The 21496-nt window shown below is 33.6% G+C and carries 17 protein-coding genes; 13 read left to right on the top strand and 4 right to left on the bottom strand.

The window, feature by feature from the left end; genetic code table 11:
- Positions 1-55: 55 nt before the first annotated feature.
- Positions 56-616 (bottom strand): RNA polymerase sigma factor, encoded by a 561-nt coding sequence (locus tag FS85_RS0102870; RefSeq protein WP_010134505.1) that lies wholly within the window; start codon positions 614-616, stop codon positions 56-58.
- 300 nt (positions 617-916) lie between these two features.
- Between FS85_RS0102870 and lpdA the strand changes: the two genes are divergently transcribed.
- The 7 genes from lpdA (at position 917) to FS85_RS0102835 (ending at position 12096) form a co-directional block, all read left to right on the top strand.
- Positions 917-2305: a dihydrolipoyl dehydrogenase gene (gene lpdA / locus FS85_RS0102865; RefSeq protein WP_010134504.1), complete on the top strand. Its 1389-nt coding sequence runs from the start codon at positions 917-919 to the stop codon at positions 2303-2305.
- Positions 2306-2427: 122 nt separating this feature from the next.
- Positions 2428-4941, top strand: a complete 2514-nt coding sequence (locus FS85_RS0102860) for a TonB-dependent receptor (RefSeq protein WP_010134503.1) — start codon at positions 2428-2430, stop codon at positions 4939-4941.
- 93 nt (positions 4942-5034) lie between these two features.
- Entirely contained in the window at positions 5035-5529 is a 495-nt protein-coding gene (locus FS85_RS0102855; protein ID WP_010134502.1) for a GbsR/MarR family transcriptional regulator, read from the top strand.
- Between the two features lie 5 nt (positions 5530-5534).
- Entirely contained in the window at positions 5535-6659 is a 1125-nt protein-coding gene (locus FS85_RS0102850; RefSeq protein WP_010134501.1) for an efflux RND transporter periplasmic adaptor subunit, read from the top strand.
- A 19-nt stretch (positions 6660-6678) separates the two neighbouring features.
- Positions 6679-9816 (top strand): efflux RND transporter permease subunit, encoded by a 3138-nt coding sequence (locus FS85_RS0102845; protein WP_010134500.1) that lies wholly within the window; start codon positions 6679-6681, stop codon positions 9814-9816.
- Between the two features lie 3 nt (positions 9817-9819).
- Positions 9820-11241: an efflux transporter outer membrane subunit gene (locus tag FS85_RS0102840; protein ID WP_010134499.1), complete on the top strand. Its 1422-nt coding sequence runs from the start codon at positions 9820-9822 to the stop codon at positions 11239-11241.
- Positions 11242-11253: 12 nt separating this feature from the next.
- On the top strand, positions 11254-12096 hold the full coding sequence (locus tag FS85_RS0102835) for an aldo/keto reductase (RefSeq protein ID WP_010134498.1): 843 nt from the start codon (positions 11254-11256) through the stop codon (positions 12094-12096).
- 67 nt (positions 12097-12163) lie between these two features.
- Here FS85_RS0102835 and FS85_RS0102830 read toward each other — a convergent pair whose 3' ends face one another.
- Entirely contained in the window at positions 12164-14368 is a 2205-nt protein-coding gene (locus FS85_RS0102830; protein WP_010134497.1) for a RecQ family ATP-dependent DNA helicase, read from the bottom strand.
- 72 nt (positions 14369-14440) lie between these two features.
- Between FS85_RS0102830 and FS85_RS0102825 the strand changes: the two genes are divergently transcribed.
- Genes FS85_RS0102825 through lptB form a run of 3 tightly spaced genes read left to right on the top strand, consistent with a single transcriptional unit; the run spans position 14441 to position 16957 of the window.
- Entirely contained in the window at positions 14441-15403 is a 963-nt protein-coding gene (locus FS85_RS0102825; RefSeq protein WP_010134496.1) for a KpsF/GutQ family sugar-phosphate isomerase, read from the top strand.
- A gap of 3 nt (positions 15404-15406) precedes the next feature.
- Positions 15407-16213: a twin-arginine translocase subunit TatC gene (gene tatC / locus FS85_RS0102820; RefSeq protein ID WP_010134495.1), complete on the top strand. Its 807-nt coding sequence runs from the start codon at positions 15407-15409 to the stop codon at positions 16211-16213.
- A 3-nt stretch (positions 16214-16216) separates the two neighbouring features.
- The gene (gene lptB / locus FS85_RS0102815; RefSeq protein WP_010134494.1) at positions 16217-16957 is read left to right on the top strand and encodes an LPS export ABC transporter ATP-binding protein; all 741 of its coding nucleotides are present in this window, start codon (positions 16217-16219) and stop codon (positions 16955-16957) included.
- Position 16958: 1 nt separating this feature from the next.
- On the opposite strand, the gene FS85_RS0102810 is transcribed toward lptB, so the two are convergent.
- On the bottom strand, positions 16959-17705 hold the full coding sequence (locus tag FS85_RS0102810) for a CDP-alcohol phosphatidyltransferase family protein (protein ID WP_010134493.1): 747 nt from the start codon (positions 17703-17705) through the stop codon (positions 16959-16961).
- A 138-nt stretch (positions 17706-17843) separates the two neighbouring features.
- Between FS85_RS0102810 and FS85_RS0102805 the strand changes: the two genes are divergently transcribed.
- Together FS85_RS0102805 and FS85_RS0102800 are read left to right on the top strand one after the other, a co-directional pair.
- Entirely contained in the window at positions 17844-18929 is a 1086-nt protein-coding gene (locus FS85_RS0102805) for a putative type IX sorting system protein PorV2 (protein WP_010134492.1), read from the top strand.
- Positions 18929-20065, top strand: coding sequence for an Lnb N-terminal periplasmic domain-containing protein (locus tag FS85_RS0102800; protein ID WP_010134491.1), 1137 nt, complete (start codon positions 18929-18931; stop codon positions 20063-20065). Before FS85_RS0102805 ends, FS85_RS0102800 begins: the two co-directional genes overlap by 1 nt.
- Here the strand turns inward: FS85_RS0102800 and aroQ are convergent.
- Positions 20052-20471: a type II 3-dehydroquinate dehydratase gene (gene aroQ / locus FS85_RS0102795; RefSeq protein ID WP_010134490.1), complete on the bottom strand. Its 420-nt coding sequence runs from the start codon at positions 20469-20471 to the stop codon at positions 20052-20054. The two genes, FS85_RS0102800 and aroQ, sit on opposite strands and share 14 nt — an antisense overlap.
- 98 nt (positions 20472-20569) lie before the next feature.
- On the opposite strand from aroQ, the gene FS85_RS0102790 reads away from it, so the two are divergent.
- Entirely contained in the window at positions 20570-21466 is an 897-nt protein-coding gene (locus tag FS85_RS0102790; protein WP_010134489.1) for a site-specific tyrosine recombinase, read from the top strand.
- Positions 21467-21496 lie beyond the last annotated feature (30 nt).

Below are 21496 nucleotides of genomic sequence, written 5' to 3'. Positions count from 1 at the left end.
GTTGTGGAATCATGGCAAGGAAACCGTCTTCGGACGGTTTTTTTTATGCCCTAAATTAAGATAGACTTTGAATAGCATCTGCTGTTTTTTCTCTTAAAATACTATATGCATTGGTAATATGTGCTTCTACAGATTTGATAGATATTTTTAAATAAGCAGCTATTTCGGCATTGGTTAACCCCTCCTGTTTGCTTAACAAAAACACCTGTTTGCATTTGTTTGGCAATGTATCTATCGCTTTTTTCATCCACAAAAGTCGATCTTCTGTTTCTGTACTCCTTTCATCTTCTGTAAATTGATTTAGTGTTTGTAAGTATAGTTGATCTAATTTTACAGAAGTTTGCTTTTTTTTGTAGTGATTTACAAAGTCATTATACACCGATTTGTACAAAAAACTTTGAAGTGAATCTTTAATTACCAACCTTGTTCTCTGTTCCCAAAGCTTCATAAAAATATTTTGAACCAAATCTTCGGCCAAAGCCTGTTCCTTTGCTAAACTCAGTGCATAGACAAACATTTTTTGATAGTATTCCTCTATCAAAGACAAATAAGCTTTTTCATTGCCTTTCTCTAGCTCTTGGATTAAATGTGAAGTCTCCTTTTTAGAATTAGTCATTCAAACAACCATTATTCAACAGGCAAATTTCATAGATTCATAACAAACCCCCATAGGTTTTTAATTACCTTATCATTAATATATCAATACGAATTGGTAAAATTACTTATTTTTTTAAAACAAAACATAGGGTATTGAATTTCTACTCAATTTTAACACACCTAATTACATCTGCAAAGATTCAAAAAGCTTGGCTTTTGCACTCTAAATTTCCTTTTTAATTAGCTATGTAAACTAATTTGTAATGCTTACATTTGCTTACATTAAAAATTACAATCAATAGATTTTAAAAATAAACACATGAAATACGACGTTATTGTTATTGGAAGTGGTCCTGGAGGATATGTAACAGCAATTAGAGCTTCTCAATTAGGGTTCAAAACAGCTGTGGTAGAAAAAGAATCTTTAGGAGGTATTTGTTTAAACTGGGGATGTATCCCAACCAAAGCTTTGTTAAAAAGTGCTCAGGTTTACGATTACTTAAAACACGTTGATGATTATGGTTTAAAAGCCGAAGCTATTGATAAAGATTTTGATGCAATTATCAAACGTTCTCGTGGGGTAGCAGAAGGAATGAGTAAAGGTGTTCAATTTTTGATGAAAAAAAATAAAATTGACGTCATTAACGGAACAGGAAAAATAAAGCCTGGTAAAAAAGTAGACGTTACCGATGCTGATGGAAACGTAACAGAATACGATGCAGACCACATTGTAATTGCTACTGGAGCTAGGTCTAGAGAATTGCCAAACTTACCACAAGATGGTAAAAAAGTAATTGGTTACAGACAAGCCATGACATTACCAGAACAACCTAAAAAAATGATTGTGGTAGGTTCTGGAGCTATTGGGGTTGAGTTTGCACACTTTTACAATTCAATAGGTACAGAAGTTATTATTGTAGAATATATGCCAAATGTAGTTCCTGTAGAAGACGAAGACGTGTCTAAAGCCTTTGGAAATGCCTTAAAAAAATCTGGTATTAAAGTAATGACCAACGCATCTGTTGAAGCAGTAGATACTTCTGGTAACGGTGTTGTTGCAACTGTAAAAACAGCGAAAGGTGAAGAAAAACTAGAAGCTGATATTTTATTATCTGCAGTTGGAATCAAGTCAAATATTGAAAATATAGGATTGGAAGATGTAGGAATTGTTGTAGACAGAGATAAAATTATTGTAAACGATTTTTATCAAACTAACATTCCTGGCTACTACGCTATTGGTGATGTAGTTCCTGGTCAAGCACTGGCTCACGTAGCATCTGCCGAAGGAATTACTTGTGTAGAAAAAATTGCAGGATTACATACAGAACCTATAGATTACGGAAACATTCCTGGTTGTACCTATGCATCTCCGGAAATAGCTTCTGTTGGATTGACAGAAAAAGCTGCTAAAGAAGCTGGATATGAATTAAAAATAGGAAAATTTCCATTCTCTGCTTCAGGTAAAGCATCAGCTGCTGGAAACAAAGAAGGTTTTGTAAAAGTTATTTTTGATGCTAAATACGGTGAATGGTTAGGTTGTCACATGATTGGTGCAGGTGTAACCGATATGATTGCCGAAGCCGTACTTGGACGTAAATTAGAAACTACAGGGCACGAAGTTTTAAAAACAGTTCACCCACATCCAACCATGTCAGAAGCGGTAATGGAAGCTGTAGCTGCTGCTTATGATGAGGTAATTCACTTATAAGAAACACCCACTCTATACCAAAAAGAGAAAACGTAAAGTTTTCTCTTTTTTTTGAAAAGAATTTAAACCTTTAACTATTTTTAGGGTCAAATAACTTGTTTTTATTTCCAAACACTATCTATATGAAAAAGTTAATTCCCCTGAGCCTTCTTGCAGCGTTGCTTGTTTCTTTTGGACTCTTCCCTACTGCTGATTTTATAAAAAAAATAGAACAACATCTAACAACTTACACAGACAATTATCCTGAAAAAATCTTTATCCATACAGATAAACCTTATTATGCAACAGATGAAAATTTGTGGTTTACAGCATATTTGGTAAATGGTATTTCACATCAAAAAAGTGAAAAAAGTAGAATTGTAAATGTAGAATTGCTAAATAATAGAGATAGTATTTTAATTCGTAAAAAATTGTACGTTTCGCATACTAGTGTAGCAGGAGATTTTAAAATTGATAAAAACTGGAAGCCTGGTACTTACACTTTACGAGCTTACACTCGTTACATGAGAAATCAAAGTAGTGACTTCTTTTTTCAAAAAGAAATTCCCGTGTATGAGTTAGAGGTAAATGATAGTTTGTCTTCTTCTAAAAAATCAAAAAAAAATAAAAAGAAAGCAAATACTACAACAACGGTAAGCCCAAATTTAAAAAAAGTAGTAGAAACCAAACCTAGATTGCGTTTCTATCCTGAAGGAGGCTATCTTGTAGCCAACAGTCAGAACAAAGTTGCTTTTGAAATTAGCGATGGTGAAAATGAAATTGACTTAGAGGCTACGATTAAAGATCAGGATGGGAATGAAATTTTAACTTTTAAAACGTTAAAAATGGGCTTGGGAAGCTTTTTGTTTATCCCCGAAGCTAACAAAACTTACTACGCAAGTTTTACTTTAAACGGAAAAGAAGAACGCTATCCACTGCCTAAAGCTATAGAAAAAGGATATGTATTGAATGTAACCAATTACGGAAATTATCTTCTTGCCAACATTAACACAACTGTAGAACAAGGACTAAAAGGAACTTTTTTAGTGGCTCATGAAAAAGGAAGGCTCTTGTACAAACATTACGAGGAAACTTCTGATTTAAATTATTTAAAAAAAATACCAACCACTTCGTTAACTGATGGTGTGGTAAACTTTACCTTGTTTGATGCAAAAGGAAGACCCGTAGCTGAACGTTTGGTGTATGTAGACAATCCTATGAACGATGTTCAGGTAGATATTCAAAAATCTGGCAACAAATTTAGAAATAGAAAAAAAGTAACTTTGGAGATTGACGTAAAAGACCATCAAGGAAATGCAACTGCTGCTAATATATCCCTAGCGGTAAGAGACTTAAAAGCTTTTCCTTACAACAGCAGAACGGGTAACATTCAGTCTTGGTTGTTGTTAAATTCCGATCTAAAAGGAGCCATCAAAAATCCTGGTTATTTTTTTGAAAAACAGAATGATGTAAAAAGACGTTACCTATTAGATTTGGTAATGATGACACAAGGATGGAGACGATTTACATGGCAAGAATTGCTAAAAGAAAAAGACAGTGTAACATATACCCCTGAAAAAGGATTGTACATTTCTGGAGTTACCAAGCACTTAAAAAAACCTTATACAGAACACTCTTCTGCTACGCGGTTGACTTTTTTTGATCCTATAGTGCAAGAACCTATTCAACAATCAGATTCTTTAGGAAAGTTTAAATTTGGGCCCTATATCTTTTTTGATTCAATACCTATTTTAATAGAATCTAGGTTGTACGATTTTAAATCTACCAAAAGGAAAAACAGAAATGTGGTTATTCTAGTAGATAAAGAAAAAACAAAAGACATCAAATCGGGTAAAATTTACTTTAACAAAAACAGTCTTTCTGATGAAAGCAAACAAAGAAAACTAGAAAATTTTGTCAAAGTAACTCAATATATAAAAGAAGAAAAATTTAAATACGATCAGGAAATTGAACGTTTGAATGAAATTACGTTGATTGCTAGAAGAAAAACTCAAGCTGAAAAAAGAAGAGAAGAAATGAATAGCCTAACAGACTATGGAGAACCCATGAGTAGTGCCGACCGTTTAGACGTTTTAACAGATGTTATTGAACCTGGAACTTACACTGCACTAGACCTGTTAAGACAAATGAACGGTGTTACTGTCTTTTCGGATACTGTTTATTTAAAAAGAAACAACGGACCTGCCAAAGTTATGTTAGATGGACTAGAAGTAGATGGAAGCTTTTTAAGTGCTATTAACGGTGATGAAATTTCTTTTATTGACTTACTGGAAGGAGCTGATGCAGCAACATTTATGAATGCCGGAAATGGAGTTATTGCTTTGTACTCTAATACTGGAAACGTTGGTAATAGAAGCGTAAAAAGAAAACCTGGAATTATTGATTTCTACGCCAAAGGATTTTATAGAGCCAAAGAATTTTACAAACCAAACCATATCAATGGTTTTGAAGAAATGAACAAACCTGACTTAAGAACCACACTCCATTGGGAACCTATTGTCAGGACCGATGGTACTGGAAAAGCCCAAATTTCATTTTTTACTAGTGATATTAAAAGCGATTACTTAATTGAAATTCAAGGTATATCTGACACTGGTACTCCGTTACATGCAACAGAAACTTTTGTAGTAGAATAATAAAAAAGGAAAATCTGATAGATTTTCCTTTTTTTAGATAAGTTTGGTTCGGTTTTTGCCGAACTAACCATGAATTAAGAACTAAAACAATTCATGAATACATCTAAAAATCAAAAAAGGTGCAAGCTTATCGAAAAACTTGGTGTTCATTTTGAACAGAAAGACAAACTAGCCCCTGTAGCGGCAAGAATCGTAGCTTACATTATTCTAAACGGTAAAAAAGGAACTTCTTTTGATGAATTGGTAGAAAATTTATGTGCCAGTAAAAGCACCATTTCTACCCATTTGACCTACTTACAAAGCCGTGAAAAAATCATCTACTTTACCAAAACAGGAGATCGTAAAAAATACTTTATACTAAACCCTGATAGTATTATTCAAAATATAAATCAGATGATTTCTATGTGGACTACACAAAGAGATCTTCATATAGAAGTAAAAGCCTTTAAAGAAGACTTTAATAATCTTAAAGAAATCATAGAAGAAGAAAAGTTTGATTTAGACTTTCACAACGATTACATCCAGTTTTTAGATCAGACTATCCTATCTGTAAACCAATTAAAAAGTAAAATAAACAACAAAAAATAACAACCATGAAAAGAGTCTATTTAGCAGCATCCCTTATGATTACTACGGTAACATTTGTAAGTTGTAATACACAGGCCGAAACAGCAAAACAAAATACAGCACCTGCCCCTAACTTAGAGGTTGCCACACTAACCCCACAAAACATAACGGAATACAAAAATTATCCTACCTCTATAGAAGGTATTGTAAATAGTGATGTACGTGCCAAAGTGTCTGGTTATGTACAAAAAGTATGGGTTGATGAAGGACAACGCGTACACAAAGGTCAAACTTTGTTTCAGTTAGAAACCCAAACGCTTTCTCAAGATGCACAAGCAGCCAAAGCAGCTGTACAAGTAGCACAAGTAGAAGTAGACAAATTAAAACCCTTAGTAAAAAAAGGAATTATTAGCCCTGTACAGCTTGAAACAGCCAAAGCTAATTTGGCTCAGAAACAAGCAAATTTCAGCAGTATTTCTGCCAATATTAACTATGCAACTGTAAAAAGTCAAGTAAATGGCTACGTTGGAGCAATTAATTTTAGAGAAGGATCTTTGGTAAGCCCTAACGATGCAACACCACTTACTACCATAAGCAATACAGAAAAAGTATATGCTTTTTTTACTTTAAACGAGTCTGACTATATTGACTTTATTCAAAATACCGAAGGAAAAAATCTAGAAGAAAAAATCAACAACTTTCCTCCTGTAGAATTAATTATGGCCAATGGGCAGATATATGCTAAAAAAGGAAAAATTGAAACTGCCTCTGGTCAAATAGACAAAAACACTGGAACTGTTAGTTTTAGAGCCGTTTTTGAAAATCCAAACCAAATTTTAACCAATGGGAATAGCGGAAAAATTAAAATTCCAACCCATCACCATAATGTTTTGGTAGTACCACAAGCAGCTACTTACGAACAGCAAGGAAAAGTTATTGCATATAAACTAGGAAAAAACAATGAAGTATCTTCTACAGTAATCAAAACAAAAGCCAATGTACACAATGCATACATAGTAGCATCGGGAGTACAGGAAGGTGAAATTATTGTTACTAATGGTGTTGCTAAACTTAGAGACGGAATGAAAATTAATCCAACCAAAGTAGCTTTGGAAAAAAGTTTAGACCCTATTACTGTTTTATTCAAATAATTGACAATCCCCTATCAACATGTTAAAAAAGTTTATTGAGAGACCTGTACTTTCTACAGTAATCTCTATCATTATACTAATGCTTGGTTTTATAAGTATTAGTAATTTGCCTGTGGAAGAATATCCAGATATTGCTCCACCAACTGTAAAAGTAACTGCAAGTTATCAAGGTGCCAATGCCGAAACAGTATTAGAAAGTGTTATCATTCCTATAGAAGAACAAATCAACGGTGTTGAGGGAATGACCTATATTACCTCTACTGCTTCTAACAACGGAACTGCAGACATTACCGTATATTTTGATCAGACTGTAGATGCAGATATTGCTGCTGTAAACGTTCAAAACCGTGTGGCTAGAGCCAATCCGCTACTACCTCAAGAGGTTACCCAAACTGGGGTTATTACACAAAAACAACAGACTAGTGCCCTAATGTTTACTTCTTTGTATTCTGAAAATGATGAGTACGATGCTACATTTATACAAAACTATTTAAAAATTAATGTAATTCCTGCTTTACAACGTATCAACGGTGTGGGAGATGTAAATGTATTTTCTCAACAAGATTACGCTATGAGAATTTGGTTAAAGCCTGAAAAATTGGCTGCATACAACTTAATTCCAGCAGACATCACAGCTGCCCTAAAAGAACAAAACTTAGAAGCAGCAGCAGGATCTTTAGGAGAAAACAATGGTGAAACTTTTTCTTATGTAGTAAAATACAAAGGTCGTTTTAAAGAAAAAGAGCAATATGACAACATCATTATTAAAGCTTTGGGTGATGGAAACTTTCTTCGTTTAAGCGATGTAGCATCTGTTGAATTAGATGCTCAGTCTTATACATCAGGTGCTATGAGTTTGGGAAATCAAGCTGTTTTTATAGGTATATACCAAACCAAAGGTTCCAACGCACAAAAAATTATTGAAGAAATTAAAGAAACATTAGACACGCTAAAAAAAGACTTACCCAAAGGTTTGGATTTTTTTATTCCCTACGACACCAGTTTGTTCTTAGGTGCCTCTATAGACAAAGTAGTTGACACCTTGATTGAAGCTTTCTTATTAGTATTCTTAGTTGTATTTATCTTTTTACAAGATTTAAGATCGACCTTAATTCCTGCCATTGCAGTTCCTGTATCTATTATTGGTACGTTCTTTTTCTTAAATGTATTTGGATACTCCATCAACCTACTAACCTTGTTTGCGTTGGTATTGGCAATTGGTATTGTAGTAGATGATGCTATTGTGGTGGTAGAAGCTGTACACTCTAAACTAGATCAGGGAGAAAAAAATGCCAAAAAAGCTTCCATCGATGCAATGCATGAAATTTCTGGAGCCATTATATCTATTACTTTAGTAATGGCTGCTGTGTTTATTCCTGTTACTTTTATACAAGGACCTACAGGTGTGTTTTATGAACAATTTGGGGTAACTCTGATTATTTCTATCTTAATTTCTGCTGTAAACGCATTGACTTTGAGTCCTGCTTTATGTGCTTTATTTTTAAAACCACATAATGATGAAGAACTTAAAAATAAAAACTTTTTACAGCGCTTTTATGCTTTGTTCAACAAAGGATTCAATGCTACAATCCAAAAATATGGACAATCATTACAGTTTTTATACAAAAAAAAATGGATTGCAATTTTATTACTGATTATCACAGTGGTTGGAACCGTGTACACTGCACAAACCACTCCTACAGGATTTGTTCCTAATGAGGATAGAGGAATTATTTTCTCTAACATAGAATTACCCGCAGGAGCTTCATTAGATAGAACCCATTTGGTGACAGAAGAGTTGTATAAAAAAGTAAAAGAAATTCCAGGAGTAGAAGGTGTTTCGTTTGTAAGAGGTCGTAGTTTGTTAAGTGGTAACGGTAGTAATTACGGAATTGGATTTATAAAACTAACAGATTGGAGTCAACGTGAAGATCCTTCCTTATCGACCACAGCAATCATCAAAAAACTGTTTGGAATTGCTGCTAGCATTCCTGAAGCAAAAATTATCTTTTTCTCGCCACCAAGCATTCGTGGTTTTGGGAACTCTGCTGGTTTTGAAGTAAACCTTTTAGACAAGTTTGGAGGAGATATTAAGGAACTAGACAAAACCAATCAAGAATTTGTAAGGGCTTTGATGCAACATCCTGAAATACAATACGCACAATCAGCTTTTAACACCAATTATCCGCAATACGAAATGGAGGTTAACGTTCCTTTAGCCAAAGAAAAAGGAGTCCCGATTAATAGTATTTTTGGAACACTGCAAAGTTATATTGGTGGTTTGTACGCATCTGACTTTGCTCGCTTTGGAAAACAGTACCGTGTGTATATTCAGGCATTGCCAGAAGATCGTTCGGATATAAATTCCTTAGATAAAATTATGGTAAGGACCAACAAAGGAAGTATGACTCCTATAACCCAGTTTGTAAAGTTAAAAAGAGTATACGGACCACAATCGGTAACGCGTTTTAACCTATACAACTCTACCACATTAAGTGGGGCTGTAAACGAAGGATTTAGTACCGGAGATGCAATTAAAGTAATAGAACAAGAAGCGAACAAACTTCCTAATAACTATACGGTTGCCTATTCTGGTTTAACACGCGAAGAAGTAAACTCTGGAAATCAAACCACATTTATATTTATTTTGAGTATTGTGTTTGTGTATTTCTTGTTAAGCGCACAGTTTGAGAGCTATATTATTCCTTTGTCCGTTATTTTATCTATTCCATTAGGAGTGTTTGGAGCCTATATTACCACTAATTTATCTGGATTAGAAAACAATATCTATTTTCAAATTGCCTTGATTATGTTGATTGGTTTGTTAGCAAAAAATGCCATTTTAATTGTAGAATTTGCCTTGCAAAGGAGACAACAAGGGGAAAGTATTGTAAACGCAGCCATTGAAGGAGCTAAATCTAGATTACGTCCTATTTTAATGACTTCTTTTGCTTTTATTCTAGGATTAATGCCTTTGGTTCTGGCAAAAGGTGTAGGTGCAGCTGGTAACAACTCTATTGGTACAGGTGCTGTAGGAGGTTTGCTAATTGGAACAATTTTGGGAGTATTTATCATTCCTATCCTATTTATCATCTTCCAAAATTTACAAGAAAAGATTTCAAAATCGGAACCTAAAACTCATCAAGAAATTGATTAAATCATGAAACAAAAAAAATCTATATATACAACCCTTATAGTGTTAGGAGCAACCACGCTCCTAACCTCTTGTCTTGCGGTAAAAGACTATCAGCAACCCGAGGTTAAGGAAACCGCTTTAGAAACCTATAGAACTTCTAATGAGAAAAATATAAAAGAAAACGATAGCCTTTCTATTGGAACGCTATCTTGGAAAGAATTGTTTACAGATCCCAACCTACAAAAACACATTGAACAAGGGCTAAACAATAATTTTGATTTGCAAATTGCCATCAAACAAATGCAATCTGCTGAAGCGTATTTAAAACAAAGTAAAGCTGGATTTTTTCCTACTTTTACTCTAGGGATGAATGCCAACGATCAAAAAATCTCATCCAACAGTAGGTTTGGTGCATTTTCTCCTGGAAATATTCAGTCTTATGAATTGTCGGGAAATCTATCTTGGGAAGCCGATGTTTGGGGAAAATTGCGTAGCAACAAAAGAGCCAGTTTTGCAAGTTTCTTAAAAACCTCTGCAGCCAAACAAGCAGTACAATCAGAGTTGGTTGCAAGAATTGTAAAAAACTACTACCAACTGCTGGCTTTAGATGCTCAACTAAAAGTAACCAAACAAACCATTGCTACTCGTAAAAAAAGCGTAAAAACAATTAAGGCTTTAAAAGAAGCAGGACAAGTTACTCAGGTTGCTGTTGATCAAAACATAGCACAATATAACAGTGCAGAAGCTCTAAAAATTGACATTGAAGCTACTATTTTTAGCTTAGAAAACAGCATGAGTATGCTACTAGGAACCTCTCCTAAATTTATTGAGAGAGGAGAGTTAAAACAACAAAACATTCAAGCAGATTTAGAAATAGGAATTCCTGCATTGTTGTTAGAAAACAGACCGGACATTCAACAAGCACAATATGCTTTAATGGAAAATTTTGAGCTTAAAAATGTAGCCAAAACAAATTTATACCCATCGTTAACTTTAACAGCTAGTGGTGGGTTTCAAAGTTTGGAGGTAGACAATTGGATTAGTGCCAGTTCACTTTTCACCAATGTGATAGCCGGAATTACACAACCTATTTTTAATCAACGTAAATTAAAAACCCAATTAGAAATAGCTAACAATAATGAAGCGCAAGCCTTGTTATACTACAGAAAAACCTTACTTACAGCAGGAAACGAGGTTTCTAATGCTCTTTATACGTATCAAGCAGAAACCAGTAAATATAAGTTTAGACAAAAAGAAGCACAAGCCTTGCACAGAGCAGAAGTAAACTCTGAAGAGTTATTAAATAATGGTTATGCTACTTATTTGGATTTACTAACTGCTAGAGAAAGTGCTTTGAATGCCAAGTTAAATTTAATCGATAGCAAATTGCAACAGCTTTTAACTGTGGTAAATTTGTACAAAGCATTGGGCGGAGGTACACACTAAAATATTAAAGACATGAAATATGTTACGTTAAATGACGGAAACAGTCTTCCTATATTAGGATTTGGTACATATAAATCTACCGAACAAGAGGGAATAACATCCGTTAAAACCGCTTTACAAAATGGATATCGTTTGCTAGACACGGCTTCTAAATATCAAAATGAAGAAGCAGTTGGCAAAGGTATTATAGAAAGCGGTATATCTAGAAAAGAAATTGTTATTACAACCAAACTATGGAGAACCTGTTTGGGCTACGAGGATACAAAAGCTGAATTAGAAAAATCATTAAAAAAACTACAAGTAGATTGCATTGATTTGTTTCTGATACACTGGCCAGCAAATGCCAAAAATTACAACAACTGGCAACAGGTAAATGCTGATACATGGCGAGCTATGGAAGATTTACAAGCTGAAGGAAAAATAAAATCTATTGGTGTAAGCAATTTTTTTGAGCAACACTTAGAAGCTTTGCTACAAACAGCCAAAGTAATGCCTGCCATCAACCAGATAGAGTTTCATCCTGGTTATTGGCAACCAAAATTGATGGAGTACTGTAATACCAAAAATATCCAGATTCAGGCTTGGTCTCCTTTTGCCAGAGGAAAGGTTTTTAAAAATGAAACCTTAAACAACATTGCTAAAAAACATAAAAAATCAGTAGCACAAATTTGTTTAAGATGGGTTTTGCAACACCAAGTAGTTGCAATTCCTAAATCTAATACTCCAGAGCGTATTAAAGAAAACCTACAGGTTTTTGATTTTAAATTGACAGAGGAAGAAATGCACCTAATAAATGCTTTGCCTTTAATGGGATATAGCGGAGAACATCCTAACCATTGGCCAGACAGAATTTAAAAATAATATTTGCAAACAAAATAGCCGTATTTTTGGGAATACGGCTATTTTGTGTTATTGAATGTGACTAGTTAGCAACTTCACTAATAAATTTGATTCGCATAAGTCTAAGCTCTTCGTCATCATAATCTCCGTCAAATTCATCCATAGCATCACTTATTTTATCCGATTCTGCTTCCATAAAATACTCATAGATTTCTTCTTGCTGATCTTCGTCTAAAATATCGTCTAAATAATAATCTATGTTTAATTTGGTACCGGAATAGACTATAGACTCTATCTCTTTTACCAATTCGTCCATTTCCAACCCTTTGGCTTTGGCAATATCTTCTAAAGGTAATTTTCGATCTGTATTCTGTATAATGTACAACTTTAACCCCGATTTTTCTCCTGTGGTTTTTACCACCATATCATCAGGTTTGTCTATATTATTTTCCGCTACGTATTTTGCGATAAGCTCTATAAATTCTTTTCCAAACTTTTTGGCTTTACCATCACCTACACCATGAATGTTTCCTAGTTCTTCTAAAGATGTCGGATATTTAAGTGTCATATCTTCTAAAGAAGGATCTTGAAAAACAGCATAAGGAGGAATTCCTTTTTTCTTTCCCACAGTTTTACGCAATGATTTTAACAAGCTCATTAACTGCGTATCCATAGTTACAGTCGCTTTGTTTTTGGCATTGGCAATAATAACCGCTTTGTCATCCTCATCTACATATACATGATCTTCGGTCATCATAAAAGTTGTAGGGTTGGCAATAAAATCGTGTCCTTTAGGAGTTACTTTTATAATTCCGTATTGTTCTATTTCTTTTCTTAAATAGCCCGCTACCAATGTTTGGCGAATTAGAGCATTCCAATATTCGTTATTTTTATGTTTTCCTATTCCAAAAAAATCTCTCTCCGGAGTTTTGTGCGAAATTAACATTGCGTTGGCTTTACCCATCAAAGTAGCTACAATATCTTTGGCCTTGTACTTTTCTTTAGAATCTCTAACCACTTGTAACAAAATAGCAACTTCGTCTTTGGCTTCGGTTTTCTTTTTAGGATTTTTGGTATTGTCGTCCATTTTGGCTCCCAATCCATTTTCAGGATCAAATTCTTCACCAAAATAGTGAAGTAAGTAACGTCTTCTACTCATAGACGTTTCTGCATATCCTACAACTTCTTGTAACAAAGCGTGCCCTAGTTCTTGTTCAGACACCGGTTTGTTTGCCATAAACTTTTCTAGTTTTTCTATGTCTTTGTAAGAGTAAAAAGCCAAACAATACCCCTCTCCATCGTCTCTTCCTGCTCTACCCGTTTCTTGATAATAACTCTCTAAGCTTTTAGGGATATCGTGATGAATAACGAAACGAACATCGGGTTTATCAATTCCCATACCAAAGGCAATGGTAGCTACAATAACATCTACATCTTCCATCAAAAACATATCTTGATGTTTTGCTCTTGTTTTGGCATCCAATCCTGCGTGATAAGGCAAAGCTGAAATTCCGTTGACTTGCAACGTCTGTGCAATTTCTTCTACTTTTTTTCTACTAAGACAATAAATTACTCCAGATTTACCAAGTCTTTGTCTTATAAATCGAATAATATCTGACGTTACATCTTTGGTTTTAGGACGTACTTCATAAAACAAGTTGGGTCTATTAAACGATGCTTTAAAAGTATTGGCATTGGTCATTCCCAGAGTTTTGATAATATCTTCTTGTACTTTGGGTGTAGCTGTTGCTGTTAAACCTATAATGGGTACATCTCCAATTCTAGTAATAATTCTTCTTAAATTTCTATATTCTGGTCTAAAATCGTGTCCCCATTCCGAAATACAGTGAGCTTCATCAATCGCAAAAAAAGAAATCTTTTGTTTTTTCAGAAAATCCACATATTCATCTTTAGTCAACGATTCTGGAGCTACATATAATAGTTTGGTAACTCCATTAACAATATCAGATTTTACTTTGGCAACTTCTGTTTTGTTAAGTGAAGAATTCAGCACATGAGCAATTCCAGGGTTGTCTGAAATTCCACGAATGGCATCAACTTGATTTTTCATTAATGCTATTAAAGGAGAAACTACAATAGCTGTTCCTTCTTTCATTAATGCTGGTAATTGGTAACACAAGGATTTTCCTCCTCCTGTGGGCATAATCACAAAGGTGTCTTTCCCTTCTGCCACGCTCCTTATTACGTCTTCTTGTAATCCCTTAAATTTGTTAAAGCCGAAATACTTTTTTAATGGGGTGTACAAATCAATTTTATCTTGATTCATAATAATGGTATGCTTATTTTAAATACATTTGCAATTTAAGAATATAACTTTTTTAAACAAAAAATTACAACTTTGAACAACAATATACTTTCTATTGCTAAGAAAACTATTGAGCTAGAAAGCAATGCTATTGCTAATTTAACGAATTTAATTGACTCTGATTTTGAAAATGCTATAAATTGTATTTTAAATAGTAAAGGAAGGGTTGTAATTACAGGAATTGGTAAAAGTGCTACCATTGCTACTAAGATTGTAGCTACCTTAAACTCTACAGGAACCCCTGCAATTTTTATGCATGCTGCAGATGCTATTCACGGAGATTTGGGAATGATTCAAAAAGATGATGTGGTGATTTGCATTTCTAAGAGTGGAAATACTCCAGAAATAAAAGTTCTAATACCATTAATTAAAAGAAACGATAATCCTATTATAGCCATTACAGGAAATACAGATTCTTTTTTGGCACAACAAGCTAATTTTGTTCTTAACACTTATGTACCTAAAGAAGCTTGCCCAAACAACCTAGCACCTACCACCAGTACCACCGCACAATTAGTGATGGGTGATGCTATTGCTGTAACTCTTTTGGAGCTAAATGAGTTTACAAGTAAGGATTTTGCCAAATACCACCCTGGTGGTGCCTTAGGAAAACGATTGTATTTAAGAGTAAGTGATTTGGTGGCTAACAACGAAGTTCCGCAAGTAAGTATACAAACCGATATTAAAGAAACCTTGTTAGAAATTTCTAACAAACGTTTGGGAGCAACTGCTGTTTTAGACCAAGGAAAATTGGTGGGAATCATTACCGATGGGGATATTAGACGAATGCTAAACAAAAATGATCAATTTGTAGGTTTAACAGCCAAAGACATTATGTCTACTGCTCCTAAAACCATTGCAATTGACGAAATGGCCATTCACGCAATGGAACAAATGGAAGACAACAGTATTTCTCAACTTATTGTTGTAGATTCTAAAAACAATTACCAAGGAATTATACACATTCACGATTTAATAAAGGAAGGAATTTTTTAAACTATGAGCGATACCAAAGAAATGTCTTTTTTAGACCATCTTGAAGAATTAAGATGGCATTTGGTAAGATCTACCATCTGTGTGTTTTTATTTGCTATTATCTTATTTGTATTTCAAAAACAAGTGTACAATCATTTTTTATTAGCACACTTAGAATCTGATTTTGCTACCTATCAATGGTTTTGTGAGGTATTTACTAAAATAGGAATAGACAGTAGCTTTTGCAATTTAGAACTTAACTCTAAACTACAAAGTTTATCGCCCACAAATCAGTTAATGAATGCCTTGTGGACCAGTTTTATTTTAGGTGCCATTCTTGCGTTTCCTTATATTATTTGGGAAATGATGAAGTTTATTATGCCAGGTTTAACACCTAAAGAACGTCAAAAAAGTAAAGGCTTTATTTTTATTGCTACTTTTTTGTTAATTATTGGTTTGTTATTTAGCTACTACGTAATTGCTCCCATGTCTGTATATTTCTTTTACAACTATCAAATAACGGATGCAATTGTAAACAACTTTCAATTTGATAGTTATATAGGTCTAATTACCAATACCCTGTTAGGAGTATCTATTGTTTTTGAATTGCCTTTAGTTGTATATTTCTTAACCAAAATTGGTTTAATTACACCTGAATTTTTAAAAAAATATAGAAAACATGCTTTGGTATTGGTTTTGATAGTTGCTGCAGTAATTACACCTCCAGATGTTGCTAGTCAGATTATTGTTGCAATTCCAATCTTAATCTTGTACGAAATTAGTATCTGGGTGTCTAGAATTATTGTTAAAAAGCAACAAAAAGAAGCATAGTCTATGATTTTAAGAGCAGATAATATTCAGAAAGTATACGGTAGTAGAACAGTCGTTAAAGGAATTTCTTTAGAAGTAGAACAAGGAGAAATTATTGGACTTTTAGGCCCCAATGGTGCTGGTAAAACTACTTCTTTTTACATGATTGTTGGAATGGTAAAACCCAATGAAGGAACCATTTATTTAGACAATCAAGACATTACCAATTATGCCATGTACAAACGTGCACAACACGGAATTGGTTATTTGGCACAAGAAGCTTCTGTTTTTAGAAAATTATCTGTAGAAGAAAACATCTTATCTGTTTTGCAATTTACCAACAGAAGCAAAACAGAACAAAAACAAAAATTAGAAGAACTGATAGAAGAGTTCAGCTTAGGCCATGTACGTACCAACCGAGGAGATTTGCTTTCTGGAGGAGAAAGACGTAGAACCGAAATTGCTCGTTGTTTAGCTTCCGATCCTAAGTTTATTTTATTAGACGAACCTTTTGCTGGAGTCGATCCTATTGCAGTTGAAGACATTCAATCTATTGTAGCTACTTTAAAAAATAAAAATATCGGTATTTTAATTACAGACCACGATGTACAAGCTACTTTGGCCATAACAGACAAAACGTATTTAATGTACCAAGGAAGCATTTTAAAAAGTGGAACCCCACAAGAATTAGCCGATGATGAAATGGTAAGACGTGTATATTTAGGTGAAAGTTTTGTATTAAAAGAAAACCGCTTTAAAAACTAAACTAATTCTTTGTTCTGTGCTTTTTGTTTTTTGTATCAAAAATAGAAAGTAGTAAATACATTAAAATAATACTAGGAATTGCTGCTAATTTTAATACTAAAATCAATAACAAGCAAAGGACTAAAAAAATATATTTTAACTTATTTTCTGCAAAGCCAAAGGACTTAAACTTTAAAGCAAACAATTCTAATTTTGCATTTAACATATAGCAACTTAATACAGTAACCAATAGTAAAACATAAATATTATCAACAATATAACTAATGTAATGATACTGCGGATACTGATGCATTAAGGGCAAAGACAATACAAATAATGCATTGGCTGGTGTGGGCAATCCTACAAAATTTTCTTTTTGATTTTCATCAATGTTAAAGTTTGCCAATCGGTAACAAGAAGCCAAGGTTATTCCCATACCCAACATAGCCAGCCACGGAAAATTAGTAAGTGTATTTAAATACGTTAAAGGTTCTTGATTGCTTGCTTTTAAAATCATTTGTACCATCACAATTCCAGGTACCAAACCACTTGTAACCATGTCGGCTAATGAATCTAATTGTTTTCCTAATTCGCTTTGGACTTTAAGAATTCTAGCGGCAAAACCATCAAAAAAATCGAAGAAAATACCTAGCAATACAAACATCACAGCGTATTGTACCCGATTGTTTACAGCATAAATAACCCCCAAACAACCTGAAAGAAGGTTTAACAAAGTCAACAAATTAGGAACGAAACCAAGTAATTTCATAATTTTTAGATTTTGAAACAAATCTAATCATAGTTTTGTGTTCTAACGATACCATGTTCGTTAAAAATTCACTTCTTTTGTTAAATTGAAACAATATATTTGCATAGCAGGCATTTAATACCATTAAGAAAAATCAATTTGAAAAAACTATTTTTTTACAGCTTTTTATTCCTTATTCCTAGTCTTGCATTGCAAGCACAGACGGTTAGTAGTTATTCTAACGAATTTTTAAACATAGGAATTGGAGCAAGAGCCATGGGAATGAGCAAATCTGTGAACTCTTTTGTAAAAGGTGTAGAGGCAGGTTATTGGAATCCTGCTGGGGTTATAAGCGTAAAAGATTATGAATTTGCTGCCATGCACAATTCTCTCTATGCAGGAATTGGTAGTTATGATTATTTTGGAGCTGCTCTGCCCATAGAACGTGATGAAATTGCCACTTCAGTGTCTGTAATTCGATTAGGAGTTGATAACATACTAAACACCACAAATTTAATTGACAACAACGGAAACATAAATTACGATCAAATAACAACTTTTTCTTCTGCAGATATGGCCGCTATTTTAAGTATCGCCAAAGCTTTTCCTAAGTTAAACTTAAATGTGGGAGTTAATGCAAAAGTGATTCGTAGAAATATAGGTGATTTTGCAATAGGTCACGGATTTGGTTTTGATATTGGAGCTCAATACACCTATAAAAACATCAACTTTGGACTTACCATTAGAGATGTAACCACCACATTTACTGCGTGGAATGTAGACGAAACTATTTTTAAAGACATTGCCAATGCACAAACTAATGAGGAAGGACAAAATCAAGAAAAACCCGAAAAGTATGAAATTACCTTGCCTAAATTCCAACTAGGGGTTTCTTTTGTTAAGCATTTTAATAAAAACTATAGTTTGCTAAGCTCTTTAGATTTGATTGGTAGGTTTACCCAAACTAACGATTTGGTAAGTACTTCTGCCATTAGTTTTAGTCCCAACCTTGGTTTTGAACTTTCTTACATTGATAGAATTTATCTAAGAACTGGATTTGGAAATTTTCAAAAAGAAATGCAATTTGATGGTAGCGAAGACCTTACCTTAGAACCCAATATTGGAATTGGAATTCGATTTAAAAAAATATACATAGATTATGCTCTTACCAATGTTGGTGCAGGTGCAGGAATTAATTATTCTAATATTTTTTCTATCAAACTAGAACTTAACGAATTAAGATAATGAGATTTTTGATTTATTTTACATACCTATGCTCTTTGTTAAGTGTAGCTCAATCTCCTTCCAGCATACAATTATCATCACAAGCAAAAGTAAGTATATTGACTTGTGCCCCTGGTCAAAACGAATTGTATTCGCAGTTTGGACATAGTGCCATGAGAATTAAAGACCCTGAAAATAATATTGACAAGGTTTACAATTACGGAACTTTTGATTTTGATACTCCCAATTTTTATCTAAAATTTACCAGAGGACAACTGTTGTACGAACTTTCTGTGTACGATTACAAATACTTTCCGTACAGATATTACATAGAAAAAAGATGGGTAAAAGAACAAATTCTAAATTTAACTACAGAAGAAAACCAACAAGTATTTGACTTTTTGGAATGGAATGCTTTACCCGAAAACAAAAAATACTATTACGATTTTTTTTATGACAACTGTGCTAATAAAATGTACGAAGTTATTGAAAAAAGTATTGGTAACATCCAGTTTGATTATAGCAAATTTCCGAAAGATTATACCCACCGAGATTTAATTCATCAATATTTAGCCCATAATTCTTGGGGAACCTTTGGTATAGATTTAGCTCTAGGGGCAGTAATCGACAAAAAAGCAACGTTTAAGCAGTATATGTTTTTACCTGACTATGTGCATTTAGGAATAAGCAACAGCACGCTTAACAACAAAGCTATTGTGGCAAAAGATCACTTTTTACTTCCAGATTACCATTTAGAGATTCCAAAAACAAACTTTTTTATAAGTCCAATTTTTGTTTCGCTTGCCCTCTTATTCACTAGCTTGTATTTTCTATTTATTAAAAAGAAAGGTCGTCTTTGGTTTTACTCTCTTAGCATTCTTTACGGAATTACTGGCTTGGTAATTTTTGCCCTTTGGTTTCTAACAGATCACAGTACCACAAAAATGAATTTTAATATTCTATGGGCAAATCCACTGTTGATGGCATTGCCATTTGTATCAAAACAATTCCAGTCAAAAATTATTTGGTTGTTTGTAAGTTTTGCTTTTGCTTTTGTATGGATAGCAGCAATTGGATACCAAATTTTTAACCTTCCTATTTATCTGTTTGCCTTAGGTTTACTTCCTATGTATTACTTTGTTGCTATGCAGAAATAAAACTCTGTAAAGCCAACTCATAGCTTTGCAAACCAAACCCCAAAATTACTCCTTTGCAAACAGGAGATAAGAATGAGTGATGCCTAAAACTTTCTCTTTTATGAACGTTAGAAATATGCACTTCTATTACAGGAGTGTTAATACCACTAATCGCATCGGCAATAGCTACCGAAGTATGAGTATACGCTCCTGCATTCATAACAATACCATCGTAAGAAAAACCAACTTCATGAATTTTATCGATCAAAGCCCCTTCGCTATTAGATTGATAGTAACTCAAATCCACCTGTTTGTATTTCTCCTTTAAATTTTCAAAATACTGCTCAAAAGTCTGAGTTCCATAAATTTCCGGCTCACGTTTTCCTAATAAGTTTAAATTAGGTCCGTTTAAAATCAATAATTTCATAATTTCAAAAAATCAAGTGTTGTCAAATGTAATAAAAAAACATTGTAGGCATAAAAAGCTTTGCTGTACTTTTAAAAATATTTCTACTTTTACTATTCATGACTTGGAAACACTACATAAAAAAATTTACCGAATATCTGTTGATTGAAAGAGGACTTTCTGAAAATACACGTATCAACTATCAAAATGATTGTGAGCATTTGTCTTTCTTTTACAAAGACACAAACTTAAACCCTGTAGATATAAAGGTTTCAGATTTACAACACTTTATCTACGAATATTCGAAAACACATAAAACAAGATCGCAAGCAAGACTGCTATCTGGGCTCAATGCTTTTTTTGAGTATTTGGTTTTAGAAGATTATAGAAAAGACAACCCAATGCTGTTAATAGAAGCCCCTAAAATAGGTTTACATTTACCCGATACACTAAGCGAAGAAGAAATTAATTTATTGATTGATGGAATAGATTTATCGCATCCGCAAGGCGAAAGAAACAGAACCATTCTAGAAACTTTGTACGGTTGTGGTTTGCGAGTGTCAGAATTGATTGAACTTAAAATATCTGACCTATACTTTAACGAGGGGTTTATTAAAGTTACAGGAAAAGGAAATAAACAACGTTTAGTTCCTATTGGACTGTATACCCAAAACTTCATTGAAAACTACTTACAAAATCATCGTGAATTGACTCCTCCTAAAAAAGGAAATGAAGATATTATTTTTTTAAATCGAAGAGGGAACGCTTTAACCCGTGTCATGATCTATACCATCATTAAACAATTGGCAGAAAAAATAAATTTGAAAAAAAATATAAGTCCTCACACCTTTCGTCATTCTTTTGCATCGCATTTATTACAAGGTGGGGCAGATTTAACAGTTATCAAAACGCTTTTAGGACACGAAAGCATTACCACAACCGAAGTATACTTGCATATGGACAGCTCTCGTTTGGCCGAAGTTGTAAACCAATACCATCCTAGAGCTCAGAAATAAAAAAATCCGCTTTTAACAAATAAAAGCGGA

The organism is Ochrovirga pacifica, from assembly GCF_000220525.1.
In the GTDB taxonomy this organism is placed as follows: Bacteria; Bacteroidota; Bacteroidia; order Flavobacteriales; family Flavobacteriaceae; genus Ochrovirga; species Ochrovirga pacifica.
The sequence above is the reverse complement of the archived record's forward strand: the minus strand, read 5'-3'. Positions and strand labels throughout refer to the sequence as shown.

Excerpts from the sequence above, each read along its gene's own strand:
- FS85_RS0102870 (WP_010134505.1), bottom strand. The coding sequence starts at position 616 with ATGACTAATTCTAAAAAGGAGACTTCACATTTAATCCAAGAGCTAGAG.
- lpdA (WP_010134504.1), top strand. The coding sequence starts at position 917 with ATGAAATACGACGTTATTGTTATTGGAAGTGGTCCTGGAGGATATGTA.
- FS85_RS0102860 (WP_010134503.1), top strand. The coding sequence starts at position 2,428 with ATGAAAAAGTTAATTCCCCTGAGCCTTCTTGCAGCGTTGCTTGTTTCT.
- FS85_RS0102855 (WP_010134502.1), top strand. The coding sequence starts at position 5,035 with ATGAATACATCTAAAAATCAAAAAAGGTGCAAGCTTATCGAAAAACTT.
- FS85_RS0102850 (WP_010134501.1), top strand. The coding sequence starts at position 5,535 with ATGAAAAGAGTCTATTTAGCAGCATCCCTTATGATTACTACGGTAACA.
- FS85_RS0102845 (WP_010134500.1), top strand. The coding sequence starts at position 6,679 with ATGTTAAAAAAGTTTATTGAGAGACCTGTACTTTCTACAGTAATCTCT.
- FS85_RS0102840 (WP_010134499.1), top strand. The coding sequence starts at position 9,820 with ATGAAACAAAAAAAATCTATATATACAACCCTTATAGTGTTAGGAGCA.
- FS85_RS0102835 (WP_010134498.1), top strand. The coding sequence starts at position 11,254 with ATGAAATATGTTACGTTAAATGACGGAAACAGTCTTCCTATATTAGGA.
- FS85_RS0102830 (WP_010134497.1), bottom strand. The coding sequence starts at position 14,368 with ATGAATCAAGATAAAATTGATTTGTACACCCCATTAAAAAAGTATTTC.
- tatC (WP_010134495.1), top strand. The coding sequence starts at position 15,407 with ATGAGCGATACCAAAGAAATGTCTTTTTTAGACCATCTTGAAGAATTA.
- lptB (WP_010134494.1), top strand. The coding sequence starts at position 16,217 with ATGATTTTAAGAGCAGATAATATTCAGAAAGTATACGGTAGTAGAACA.
- FS85_RS0102810 (WP_010134493.1), bottom strand. The coding sequence starts at position 17,705 with ATGAAATTACTTGGTTTCGTTCCTAATTTGTTGACTTTGTTAAACCTT.
- FS85_RS0102800 (WP_010134491.1), top strand. The coding sequence starts at position 18,929 with ATGAGATTTTTGATTTATTTTACATACCTATGCTCTTTGTTAAGTGTA.
- aroQ (WP_010134490.1), bottom strand. The coding sequence starts at position 20,471 with ATGAAATTATTGATTTTAAACGGACCTAATTTAAACTTATTAGGAAAA.
- FS85_RS0102790 (WP_010134489.1), top strand. The coding sequence starts at position 20,570 with ATGACTTGGAAACACTACATAAAAAAATTTACCGAATATCTGTTGATT.